Genomic DNA, 12,010 nt, shown 5'->3' on the forward strand with positions numbered 1-12,010 from the left:
TTGGATAGTTAGCAGCCAATAGCGACCATGGCCTTCCGGCCGACAGTCGTGTTGTGTCAATGTCCGCTTCTGGCCGAAAGCTGACGCCCGAACAATGGGAACTACTCCCCATCAACCTGCTTCAGCCAGTTCCAGAATGGATCGTTCGATTCCAGCGCATCCATACTTTCAGTGTCGCGAACAACCTCCGACGCTCTCACCGGAATGCTCAACCCAAGCGTTCGCTCTACATGGACCCGCAACAGAAGCGGCGGAGGCGGGTAATCGTCATCGCCGTATTCTTTTTCACGCACTTCTTCAGGTGTCAGCTGGAACTGTTCTGGCCAGCAGAGTTCGTCATACCCGATGGCCAGCAGGCGTAATAGATCCTGCACGTTATCGGTCAACACACAGAGCATGTCGGATCCTGACCCCGAACCTAGATGGACAATTCGTTGTTGCCCGTTGTCGTCCCGCCACAGTCCGGCCCATGAACCATCGCCACCGGTTCTCAAGAATATCGTTAGTCGGTGATTCACTTCGGGATCGTCACTTCGGGTCCATAGCGCGGTAAAGGCAGGATCCGGGACGTAGAAAGTTGTCGTGGCGATATCGCTGTTTTCAGGTTCCGGATGCAGCGTCATGTAGCGCACGCCATCGCGGTGTGTCCGGACACAGCCGTGTTCTTCCAATAGCTGAAGGGTTTGCTTCAGTTGCGGCGGCATCGGATTGCTGATGGGGAAGGCCGCGCTGATTTCCTCGGTGAACTTCATTTCTTTCTTGATCCAAGCGTGTGTTGACGAAGGGTAATGGGGATGACGATAAACAGACCATCCCTCCAATGAGATCTTTAAAAAACAAAGGGTGAGGGCCGCTCCTGATCCACCCGTTTAACCACCCCAAAAATCCCCGTTTAAAAGACACCATCCGTTACGTCCTCGAGGCTACATCACCTTGCGTCATTGCCTACGACTACGCCAGAATCCGCCGGCTTGTGCGTCCAGGGCGCGGGTCTTATCGTTCCATGGTCACTGAAAAACAGTGATCGGGTTTGGTAGCCCGGTTCCCCATATGACGCATAACGTCACCTAGCGCGGATGCTCTTTCGGCATCAGTCTTATGGTGGCCATGCGCAGGGCGTCCTCGGGCGCGCCGGATTTTCCATATGGGCCGGTCTACCAACCTTCGTATGGCCACCACCCCTCGTTTGGTAGCGAGAGTGATGGCTCCTTAAGTCCCATATGGAGTTTCACCATGATCAAACCAACACCCAACCCACCAGAAACCGACCCGGTTTCCCCCTACCAATTCCCCGATTCCCGAACCCTCAACGAAGCCGCCGAGCGCGCCCTCGATCATTACCTCACCCCGCAACAACGCATCATGGGCAGTCACACCAAACACGATCCCATGTTCCTGGCCAACCCCGCCTACAACAGCGAATCCCTCCTGGCCAACGCCAGCGAATCGCTCGGCTCCGTCACCGAAATGCTCAACAACTTCGCCGCCATCCTGGAACCCGCCCACCGCAAAACTGCGCTGGGTATTGCGCAGGTGGTCATGGTTGCGGGATTGGCTGTGAATCAGGCGCTGGATCATGTCGAAGTGAAGACGTGATCGGCTGATTGCTGTCGCTCAACAGCCGGAAAGAAAATGGCGAGGTTGTCAGGTGTATCTGACGACCTCGGCCATATTTTTATTTTTTCAGCACATCTCAAAACAAAGGCAACAAAACAAAGATGCCTCTCTGACCGCTCCCGGCCCGATGATAGAATCCGGTTTTTGAAAAGGGAGTTTCATCTGTGGTGGCTGGAAAAAAGAATTGCCCCTATTGCGCAGAAGTCATCATGGCTGACGCCATTTTATGCAAGCACTGCCAATCCAACCTTGGGCAGAAAGTACGGATTGCGCCGGAAGCGGCACCACGGTCAGAAGGAAAAGTGCGCTTCCCCAGCAAACTCCTCGCTGGAATCATGACTGCCGTCGCCTTGTACTGGGCTTTTGGTGTTTATCTCAGAGACAAGCCGCAAAACAACGAAGAAGCCCAAGTCCAGGATGCCATCGACCGATGCCGCCAGGAGGTAGAGAGCTACTCTGGCCCGGCACTCGGAAAAAGCGTAATCGCAGATGCCTGTCAGAAGCTGGAACACGAACTGCGTAAGAGTTTTAGCCACGCACCCTAGAACAAACCGATTACAAAGCCCGCCGTTGAGCGGGCTTTTTTGTTCTTGGGATCAGACCGGCATCCAGTTCGACAGCCTTGTCAGTCAGCGAGCTCTGAACTTTCCACCCGCTTGGTCACCACTTGGCGAGCATCCCGCCGCACCGCCTGTGGAGGCACGCCGAATCCTCGAATGAACGCTTCCCGCATATGGCGCCGATCACGAAAACCGGATTCGCTGGCGACCACATCGAGGGAATGTCGGCTTTGTTCGATCATCAATCGAGCGGCCTCCAGTCGAAGGCCTTCGATGGCTTTGGCGGGGGATTGGCCGGTTTCTGCGCTGAATATGCGGGTGAATTGGCGAGGGCTCAGGTGCGCCACGTCGGCCAGTTCTTCGACACTGAGCGGTCGGTTCAGATGCTGTCGTGCATAGTTCAGCGCGCTTTGGATGCGGTCGGATTTGGGGGCGAGGTCGAGCATTTCCGAATGTTGCGACTGGCCGCCGGACCGGTGCTGATGCATCACCAGTTTGTGTGCCACCGAGCGGGCGACCTCGGCGCCCAGATCCTTCTCCACCATGCCGACCGCGAGGTCGAGGCCGGCGGTCATGCCTGCAGAGGTCCAGAAGGGGCCGTCGACGATATAGATGCGGTCAACGTCGACGCTGATTTCGGGGTGACGCTTCTGCAACGCCTGCGCGTAGGCCCAGTGGGTCGTGGCGCGGCGTCCGGTCAACAGGCCGGCTTCGGCGAGGATGAAGCCGCCGGTGCAGATGCCGACAGTGCGCCGCGCCTGATTGCCGGCCTGACGCACGAAATCGAGCACCGCAGAGGCCGTATCGGTTTTTACCGGATCGTTGACCCCGACAACGATCCAGGTATCGGCCAGTCCGGGCGCCTCAAGCGGGCGGGTTTCCATGGCCAGCCCCAGCGAGGAGCGCACCATGCCGCCGTCCGGCGAGAAGTTTTCGACGCTGTAGAAGGGTTCTTCGGTGATCTGATTGGCAAACTCGAAAACGGCTTGAGTCGCCAGGGAGAGCACCTGAAAACCGTCGGTGAGCAAGTAGCCGATGCGGTGCATGGTGATTTCTCGGATGTCTTGAATCACTACCATATACGTCATTTGAGATGTGGCCAAGCCGTCGCATTCTGTTCTCCAGTACTTCCCACAACCCTGGAGACTCGACATGACTCAATCCCGCCTCGGTACCGCCCTGATCACCGGTGCGTCGTCCGGAATCGGTGCCATTTACGCTGAACGCCTTGCTCGCCGTGGCCATGACCTGATTTTGGTCGCGCGAAATCGCGATCGCCTGAATGTTTTGGCTGAGCGCCTGAGTGAAGAAACCGGCCGCCACGTTGAAGTTCTAGCGGCCGACCTGTCCGAAAGGGCCGATCTGGCACGGGTCGAAGATCGTCTCAAAACGGACGCCAACATTTCTTTGCTGGTGAACAATGCCGGGGTTGGCGCGACTCAGCCCTTGCTGGAGTCGGACGTCGACAAACTCGACGACTTGCTCACGCTCAATGTGAACGTGCTGATGCGCCTGACTTACGCGGCGGTCCCGGGTTTCGTTGCCCGTGGCGGCGGCACGCTGATCAACATTGCTTCGATCGTGGCCATCGCCCCAGAGGTGTTGAACGGTGTTTACGGCGGCTCCAAGGCTTTCGTCCTGGCGTTCAGCCAATCCTTGCGTCACGAACTGGCGGACAAGCATGTAAGGGTTCAGGTAGTCCTGCCGGGCGCGACGGCCACCGAATTCTGGAGCGTGGCCGGCACACCGCTGGAGCACCTGCCGGAAGCGATTGTGATGCGGGCGGACGATATGGTGGACGCTTCGCTGTCCGGCCTCGACCAAGGCGAGTTCGTCACCATTCCGGCGCTTCCTGAAATCGCCGACTGGAATGCCTACGAGGCGGCGCGCCAGAAGCTGATGCCTGATCTGTCGCGCAGTGAGCCGGCTGCACGCTATCGCAACTGATGCAAAAAGGGGACGGATTTATTTTCTGAAAATAAATCCGTCCCCTTTTCCCGTTGGCGCGACTCTCCTGTCAGCCAGACAGGGGGCCCAATGGGCACACAGGTTGGTATGGAAAATCAGGAGTGAACCGGGTAATCCACGTAGCCACGCTGGTCGCCACCGAAGAAGGTGCTCGGGTCTGGGGTATTGAGCGACAACCCGTCGCGAATTCGCCTTGGCAGATCGGGGTTGGCCAGAAACGGCCTGCCGAACGCGATGATGTCCGCGCGGCCATCAATCAGGGCCTGTTCCGCCGTCTCGGGGTCGTAGCCTCCGGCGATCATCAGCACGCCATCCCAGGCCGCACGCAACTGACTGATGATGGCATCCCAACGCGGATCGTAGTTTTCATCCTTGACGGTGCCTACGACGGCGGGCTCGACCAGATGCAGGTAGGCCAGTTTCCAGCGATTCAACGAACGCACGATATAGCCGAACGTCGCTTCAGGCGTCTCATCACCCATGCCCATGAAGCGCCCCATCGGCGTCAGACGAACGCTCACGCGCTCTTCACCGACTTCGTCGACCACGGCGGCGACCACTTCCAGCAACAGGCGTGCACGATTTTCCAGGTTGCCACCGTACGAATCTTCACGCTGGTTACTGTTGCTGTTGATGAATTGATCGAGCAGATAACCATTGCCCGCGTGAATTTCCACGCCATCCATCCCGGCGTTCAGCGCATTGCGCGCGGCCCGGCGGTAGTCGCTGATGATGTCGGCGATTTCCGACGTCTGCAGTGCGCGCGGTACCGGAACATCTCCCCAGATACCGTTGCCATCCGCGTCGACGATGAAGGTCTTGCCCGGTACGGGCAATGCGCTCGGGGCCACCGGCAATGCGTTGTCGGGTTGAAAACTGGGGTGCGATACGCGACCCACATGCCAAAGCTGCATGAAGATCAACCCGCCGGCCTCGTGTATCTGGCTGCTGACTTCGCGCCAGGCTTGCACCTGTTCATCGCTGTAGATTCCAGGCGTCCAGGCATAACCCTGGCCCTGGCGGGAAATCTGCGTTGCTTCGGTGATGATCAACGCGGCACTCGCGCGTTGGCGGTAGTACTCGGCGTTCATGGCCGTCGGAATGTCGCCGGGTTGTCCGGCGCGCGAGCGGGTCAACGGCGCCATCGCCACTCGATGGGGGAGTGTGTAGGGGCCCAGGGCGATAGGGCGGAACAGGTGCTGCGTCATGAGTGTTCTCCAGTCTTTGAAAAGCGTCGGCAGAGGGTGTCGGACGTTGGGTTGGGTCTGGCACCGGATGGCCTTACGTTAAGCGGCTGCGCAGCGCTTGATAATCCACGCGTGTCGCTACGCTGCATTGCGTGAAGTGCAACGCTGCGACGTTCAGGACGGTTGATCCGAGCGGGTCAGAGGAAGGTTCAACCAGCGCCGGCCGGTGGCGTTCGCCACGGCATTGCCGATGGCTGCCGCCATGGGGCCCTGGACGATTTCGGCAGCCCCCAGAAACGGTTGTCCCGGTTGGTCGAGCAGATGAACGTCGACCTTTTTCGGCACCTGTGGGAAGCGCAGGATCGGGTAGCCACTCCAGTCGTAGCTGCGTATGCCGCCGGCGTCGTAGGCGACTTTTTCATACAGCGTCCAACTGGTGGACTGGACAATCCCGCCTTCGACCTGGTTGCGCAGCCCATCGGGATTGACGATCTGTCCCACGTCCACTGCCGTGACGACATGATCGATCTGCACTTCGCCGGTCTGCGGATGCACCCGAAGACGCACGGCGATGGCGCAATAGCCCATGATGTTTTTGTAGCGAGCGAATGCGAAGCCGAGGCCCGTGCCAGGCTCGCTGCTTTTTTGCGGCCAGTCGACGGCGTCGCGAACCTTTTCCACCACGGCCCGTGCCCGGGAATCCGTCAGGTGCGCAAGGCGCAAGGCAACCGGATCGACCCCGGCCCTGGCGGCAAGCTCGTCCAGGCACGCTTCAATCGCGAAGATGTTGATGTGCGCGCCCAGCGAGCGCATGGCCGAGGTGCGAAACGGCATCTCGGTGACGAAATTCATGTTGATGCGTTTGGAGGCTAGCGCGTACAGCGGCACTGCATTGCGATCGCCGTCGCCTTCAGGTTGTGCGATCGGCACCGAAGGCGCGGAGACGAAGGGTCGAGCCAGAAGTCGCGCTGGAAGCAATCGTCCGGCATTGACGATGCGTTCGTTGTGCGGTGTTGTCCACAGTTCATAATTCCAGTCCTGCATTCTTCCGTGTACATCAAGGTTGGCTTGCACTTCGGTGACCATCGCTGAACTGTAAGGCTCCCAGAGGTTCTCCTGTTCGCGCATCCATTGCACTCGCACCGGCGTGCCCGGCAGGCGCATCGCAATCAACGCCGCGTCGGCCGCTGCATCGTCTGCGCCGTTGTGGCCGTAACAGCCGGAGCCTTCGGTATGGATACAGCGAACGCGCTCTGGCGGTAATCGCACCATTTCGGCGATCCCGGCACGCAGGGGATACACACCCTGGGTGTGGGTCCAGACGGTGAGGGTGCCGTCCTTGAACCTGGCCACGGCGCATGACGGGCCGATGGAACCGTGCATCAGATACTGCTTGGTCACGCGTGCGCGATAGCTGTTGTCGGTCGTACCCTGCGGCGTGCCCTCCTGGCTGATGGGGTAGCGGCGCGAGGGGAGGCTCTCCAGCAACGCATGAATGTCCTGCGCTTCGGGTATCGCCTGCCCGCCAGTCCAGCGCGCCGATTCGTATCCGCTGCGCATGGCTTTGATTGCTTGCCACTCGTCACGCGCCACTACGGCCAGATAGTTGCCGTCGCGAATCACCTGCACCACACCGGACTGCGTTTTGATCGACTGCGCGTCGAAGGCTTCCAGCGTGCAGCCCGGCCGAGGCGGGCGAATGACCCGGGCGTGCAACATGCCCGGCAGCCGTATGTCCTGAACAAACGCGGCGCCGCCGCTGACTTTGGCTGGAATATCCAGCCGTTGCAGCGAATGGCCGATCACCTTGAATGACGTCGCGGACACGCTAGGCGATTCGGGCTTGGCGTAGAGGTGCAGATCGACGTTTCTGACGGCATCGGCGTAGGACATTCTTTGTCCGGTGGGGCCGTGAATGATGCCTTCCCGAGTCGTCAGTCGGGCAGGTGCCATCTCCCAGCTTCGCCCGGCCGACGCCAACAGCAGCTCACGCACCTGTGCCGCCGCGTTGAACAGCGCGGTTCCGCTGTCGAAAATACTGTGGCTGCCGGCGGTATAGCCTTCGTTTGGCGTCAGTGCAGTGTCGGCGGTAAGCAGGTTGATCGCTGTCGGGGACACCTCCAGACGTTCAGCGGCAATTTGCAGCAAGGCTGTTTTGACGCCGGTGCCCAGTTCAACCTTGCCGGTGTAGACGGTGATGCCTTCAGGGCCGACGCGGATCCAGGCATCAAGCCAGGGGTTGGTGCGCAGGCTGCCGGGGAGGTCAGGCGCCAGCACCACGGTGCCAAGCGTATCGACTTCGGTGTCCGCCCAGGCACGCCGCGTTGCAGGCACCAGGGTAAACGCTACCAGCAAGGCGCCTCCACGCAAGAACGCGCGGCGACTGTGATCGACCTCTTTGACTCCTGTCATGGCGCGCTCCCGTTTTGCCCGGCCACCAGGCTGATCGCTTCGATAATCCGCAAGTGAGTGCCGCAGCGACACAGGTTGCCTGCCATGTGCTCGCGAATGGTCTGTTCGTCCGGGTGTGGGTTGCTTTCCAGCAACGCCTGCGCGCGCATCAACATGCCGGCAATGCAGTAACCGCACTGGGCCGCCTGTTTGTCGATAAAGGCTTGCTGCAAAGGGCCGGGGTGTTCGACGGTGCCGAGGCTTTCGACCGTTCGGACTTTTTTGCCATCGAGGCCCGCGCAGGGTGTCAGGCAGGAAAAGACAGGCTTGTCATCGACGATGACGGTGCAAGCGCCGCATTGCCCCAGGCCGCAGCCGTACTTGGCGCCGTTCAACCCCAGATGATTGCGCAGCGCATAGAGCAGCGGCATGTCAGGTTCCAGCTCCAGAGTCTGGACGGCGCCGTTGACGTTGAGCGTGAGTTGGGTCATTTCGTCTCCTGACGTAGCGCTTCGAGGGTGGCAGAAAGGTCGGTCCAGGGCTGGTCGGGTCTGGCTTGTCGACGCAGGTATGTCGCCAGGGCTGTGAGTTGATCGTTGTCGAGACTGGCGGCAAACGGCGGCATCACCGGCCCGGGCAAACCCGGTGTTGCCGGGACACCTTCGAGTACTGTTTTCAGGAAGTTGCGTGGGTGTAAGGCTTGCAGCGCTGAGGTGCGATCCAGCGACGGACGCCCGTCGATTTCGCGCATCGGTGCTGCGGAGGCATGGCAACCGGCGCAGGCGCTGGCGAACAGCAAGGCGCCCGTGGACGGATCTGAAGGGCCTGCATTTGTCGTTGCGACATGCGTTTCGGTGATCGTTTTTTTTGCCGGCAGGCTCAGCAGATATTCGGCAATCGCCTGTGCATCACCGACCGGCAAGCTGGCCAGACCGAGGCTGACCGGGCGCATCGGGCCGGCCGCCGTGCCGTGTCCGTCCACCACGTCTGCCCGCAGGTAGCTCACCAACTGATCGTTGCTCCACGCGTTTGCACGGTGAGCCATGCCGAGCAGCGACGGCGCTTCCCAGCCATCAACAGCACCGCCCGACAAGCTTTCGCCGGACTTCTCGGCACCGATCAGGTTCAACGGAGAATGACAGCCTGCGCAATGGCCGGGCCCTTCGACGAGGTAACGCCCGCGATTCCAGGCATCAGACTGCTGCGCCATCGGCGTCAGTGGTTTTGCATGCAGGAACAGCAGATTCCAGAACGACACCAGCGGGCGAATGTTCATCGGGAAATTCATGCGGTTCTCGCGGGCCGGCGAGTTCACGGCCGGGCCGCTCATCAAATAGGCATACGCATCGGCGATGTCGTCTGCGGTCATGCGCCGGTAGTGAACGTACGGAAAGGCCGGGTACAGGAAGTGGCCGTCGCGGGCGATTCCTTCACGCATCGCCCGTTCGAACGCCGGCAGCGACCATTGCCCGATGCCGGTCTGCGGATCGGGTGTGATGTTGGTGCTGTAGAGCGTGCCGAACGGCGTCACCAGGGGCAGTCCCCCCGCCAGGTATTGGCCGCCGGGACGTGTATGACACACCGCACAGTCACCGGCCTCGACCACTCGCGCACCGCGCTGCAGTTGCTCGGAACTGAATGTTCGCGGGCGTTCGACGGGCGCAATCGCCGGGTGCCACATCAGTACGACGGCCCCGATTGCACCGAGCGAAGCGAGAACTGCTGCGCTGATCCATAGAGGCCTGGATCTCAAGAGGCTGCTAATCATGAGGGTTTGACACACGAGAGGCGCGCGGCGGGCATTGATGACGGATTCGGGATCATGAACAGCTCCTTGTGCGACCGGGGGAAGGGCGCCGATGGGGAGCCCTGCGCCAGGTGCCCAAGGGTAGAGAAGGCGCTGGTGTTCGAGTATTGCCGGGCCGCGCAATAGCGTATTGCGCCAACTGCAACGCTCTGGGTGTTGCGGATGGCGCATCACTCAATTGCCCGAAGGATGGATTCTAGGTGTCGACCGGAGCCCTTAGCCTTGCCATCACTTTTACGAATCAGATGAGGTGTCACCATGCTCACGGGTAACCCGGCTGCGGCGGCCAAGGCCGAACAATCCGCTTCACTCTCCGGCCTGATGGTCGCGTTCCTGGCGTTTTGCTGTGGCGCGGTCGTGGCCAACCTCTATTACGCTCAACCTATTGTCGAACTGATCGCGCCGCAGATCGGTCTGTCCAGCGCCAATGCCAGCCTGATCGTTTCACTCACTCAGATGGGTTATGCGTTGGGTCTGTTGTTGCTGGTACCGCTGGCCGATCTCATGGAGAACCGACGTCTGGTGGTGGGGTTCACGCTGGCGGCGAGCGTGGCCCTGATGTGTGCCGGCCTCACGCATTCGCCATCGATGTTCCTCGTTTTGTCGTTGCTGATCGGTCTTACCTCGGTAGCGGTGCAGATTCTGGTGCCACTGGCAGCGCATCTGGCGCCCGAAGCAACCCGTGGCCGCGTGGTGGGTAACATCATGAGCGGTCTGTTGCTGGGCATTCTGCTGTCGCGTCCGCTGTCGAGCCTGCTGGTGGAAGTGTTCGGTTGGCGCGGGGTGTTTTTCAGCGCGGCGGCACTGATGGCCTTCATCGCCCTGATTACTGCGATTGCGCTGCCGCGTCGTGTTCCGACGCATCAGGCGACTTACGTGGCGTTGATCGGCTCGGTGTTTGCGCTGGCCCGTCGTCATCCGGTTCTGCGCCAGCGCTCCTTGTATCAGGGATTGTTGTTTGCCAGCTTCAGTCTGTTTTGGACCCTCGCGCCCATCGAGCTGATGCGTCACCACGGTTTCAGCCAGGTACAGGTTGCGATTTTTGCATTGGTCGGCGCCGTCGGTGCAGTCGCAGCGCCGATTGCCGGACGCCTGGCCGATGCCGGGCATGGCCGGCGCGGGACACTCGTTGCACTGCTGCTGGCACTGGTCTCATTGTTGATCGGCGCGTTGCCCGGCAGCAGTTACATCTGGCTGGTGGTCTGTGCGGTGCTGCTGGATTTCGCCGTGCAACTGAACATGGTGCTGGGCCAGCGTGAGGTGTACGCCATCGATCCGCATAGCCGTGCGCGCCTCAATGCCGTGTACATGACCAGCATTTTCGTGGGCGGGGCGTTGGGGTCGCTGGTGGCGAGCCCCCTCTACGAGCATTTCGGCTGGCACCTGTCTGCCGTCACCGTGGCATTGCTGCCGGCACTGGCCCTGGCGATGTTCCTGGGGCGCAAGGCCAATGCCTGAGGAACTGGCATCGAAGAGTCCGAGGGGGCACGGTCATACAAGACGCCTGGCGTTCGGTGATGCACAATCATCGCCGTTCCTTTTTGACCGGGTTGCGCTTATGGACAAGTTACTGGCACTGAAGATGTTTGTTGAAACCGTGCGGTGCGGCGGATACTCCTCTGCGGCGCGCAAACTCGGTATTTCGACTTCATCGGTGACTCGCCAGGTCGCGGGGCTGGAACACGAACTGGGTGCCAGTCTCCTCAACCGCACGACTCGCAACACCAGTGTGACCGTCGCCGGGCAAAACTATTTCGAGAAGGCCGTGGCCATTCTCGATGCCATCGACGAGGCTGACGCGGTCGTCGCCGACCGTGGAAGCGAGGTGCAAGGGCGCTTGCGCATCAGCGTTCCGGTGGAGTTTGGTCGAAGGATCATCGCCCCCCATCTGGGCCGATTGCTCGAGCGACATCCGGGACTGGAATTGAGCATTTCGTTGAGCGATCAGGTCAGCGACCTGCTGAGCGAGCAGATCGATGTGTCGGTGCGTCTCGGGTCGACAGTGGTCAGTGAAGACATCGTCAGCAAGCGGGTCGGCGCGTTCGAACGCTGGGCGGTGGCCAGTCCGGATTACCTGAGCCGTCACCCGGTGCCGTGTCATCCCCGTGACTTGCTCGAGCACTCTTGCCTGCGCTTCGATTACGGTGGCCCGCACCAGAACTGGACGTTCCAGGGTGATGAGGAAACCCTCCAGCTGAATGTGCACGGCCGCCTGCAAAGCAACAATGCCGACATCCTGCGAGAAGCGGCAGTGGCGGGTGGCGGGGTGACTTTGCTGGCCGATTGGCTGGTGCGCGACGATGTCGCTGCTGGCCGGCTGACGCGATTGCTGGCAGGTTATGAAATCAATCCCGGCAGTGCGAGCAGTTGCATCAATGTGCTGTATTTGCCCAATCACCGGGGTTCAAGCCGGATCAATGTGTTCATTGATTTTCTTGAAGAGATTCTTGCGCCAGGTTCATAGACCTCACGTACGACAT

11 protein-coding genes are annotated in these 12,010 nt (G+C 60.4%); 5 read left to right on the top strand and 6 right to left on the bottom strand.

The annotated features are described in order from the left end of the window. Positions 1-101 precede the first annotated feature (101 nt). Positions 102-752 carry a hypothetical protein gene (locus tag AC1RMX_RS27705; protein WP_493073666.1) on the bottom strand — a complete coding sequence of 217 codons (651 nt, stop codon included), beginning with the start codon at positions 750-752 and terminating at the stop codon, positions 102-104. A gap of 481 nt (positions 753-1,233) precedes the next feature. Here AC1RMX_RS27705 and AC1RMX_RS27710 point away from each other — a divergent pair, with 481 nt between their 5' ends. After that, positions 1,234-1,596, top strand: a complete 363-nt coding sequence (locus tag AC1RMX_RS27710; RefSeq protein WP_493073667.1) for a DUF6124 family protein — start codon at positions 1,234-1,236, stop codon at positions 1,594-1,596. A gap of 230 nt (positions 1,597-1,826) precedes the next feature. Continuing rightward, positions 1,827-2,162 (top strand): hypothetical protein, encoded by a 336-nt coding sequence (locus tag AC1RMX_RS27715; protein WP_493073669.1) that lies wholly within the window; start codon positions 1,827-1,829, stop codon positions 2,160-2,162. Between the two features lie 80 nt (positions 2,163-2,242). Here the strand turns inward: AC1RMX_RS27715 and AC1RMX_RS27720 are convergent, their stop codons facing one another. Next, complete coding sequence (locus AC1RMX_RS27720; RefSeq protein ID WP_493073768.1) at positions 2,243-3,223, bottom strand: GlxA family transcriptional regulator; 981 nt, start codon at positions 3,221-3,223, stop codon at positions 2,243-2,245. A gap of 106 nt (positions 3,224-3,329) precedes the next feature. Between AC1RMX_RS27720 and AC1RMX_RS27725 the strand changes: the two genes are divergently transcribed. After that, positions 3,330-4,124 carry an SDR family NAD(P)-dependent oxidoreductase gene (locus AC1RMX_RS27725; RefSeq protein ID WP_493073670.1) on the top strand — a complete coding sequence of 265 codons (795 nt, stop codon included), beginning with the start codon at positions 3,330-3,332 and terminating at the stop codon, positions 4,122-4,124. A 116-nt stretch (positions 4,125-4,240) separates the two neighbouring features. On the opposite strand, the gene AC1RMX_RS27730 is transcribed toward AC1RMX_RS27725, so the two are convergent. The 4 genes from AC1RMX_RS27730 to AC1RMX_RS27745 form a co-directional block, all read right to left on the bottom strand. Then, entirely contained in the window at positions 4,241-5,353 is a 1,113-nt protein-coding gene (locus AC1RMX_RS27730; RefSeq protein WP_493073671.1) for an alkene reductase, read from the bottom strand. A gap of 153 nt (positions 5,354-5,506) precedes the next feature. Beyond that, complete coding sequence (locus AC1RMX_RS27735) at positions 5,507-7,744, bottom strand: xanthine dehydrogenase family protein molybdopterin-binding subunit (RefSeq protein ID WP_493073672.1); 2,238 nt, start codon at positions 7,742-7,744, stop codon at positions 5,507-5,509. Beyond that, the gene (locus AC1RMX_RS27740; protein WP_102622141.1) at positions 7,741-8,214 is read right to left on the bottom strand and encodes a (2Fe-2S)-binding protein; all 474 of its coding nucleotides are present in this window, start codon (positions 8,212-8,214) and stop codon (positions 7,741-7,743) included. Before AC1RMX_RS27740 ends, AC1RMX_RS27735 begins: the two co-directional genes overlap by 4 nt. Then, positions 8,211-9,476 carry a c-type cytochrome gene (locus AC1RMX_RS27745; RefSeq protein WP_493073674.1) on the bottom strand — a complete coding sequence of 422 codons (1,266 nt, stop codon included), beginning with the start codon at positions 9,474-9,476 and terminating at the stop codon, positions 8,211-8,213. The genes AC1RMX_RS27740 and AC1RMX_RS27745 overlap by 4 nt, the downstream gene beginning before the upstream one ends. Before the next feature lie 312 nt (positions 9,477-9,788). On the opposite strand from AC1RMX_RS27745, the gene AC1RMX_RS27750 reads away from it, so the two are divergent. Beyond that, entirely contained in the window at positions 9,789-10,988 is a 1,200-nt protein-coding gene (locus AC1RMX_RS27750; RefSeq protein WP_493073675.1) for an MFS transporter, read from the top strand. Between the two features lie 100 nt (positions 10,989-11,088). Then, positions 11,089-11,994, top strand: coding sequence for a LysR family transcriptional regulator (locus tag AC1RMX_RS27755; RefSeq protein WP_493073676.1), 906 nt, complete (start codon positions 11,089-11,091; stop codon positions 11,992-11,994). The last annotated feature ends 16 nt before the right edge of the window (positions 11,995-12,010 follow it).

The organism is Pseudomonas sp. GW822-FHT03F04, from assembly GCF_058801405.1.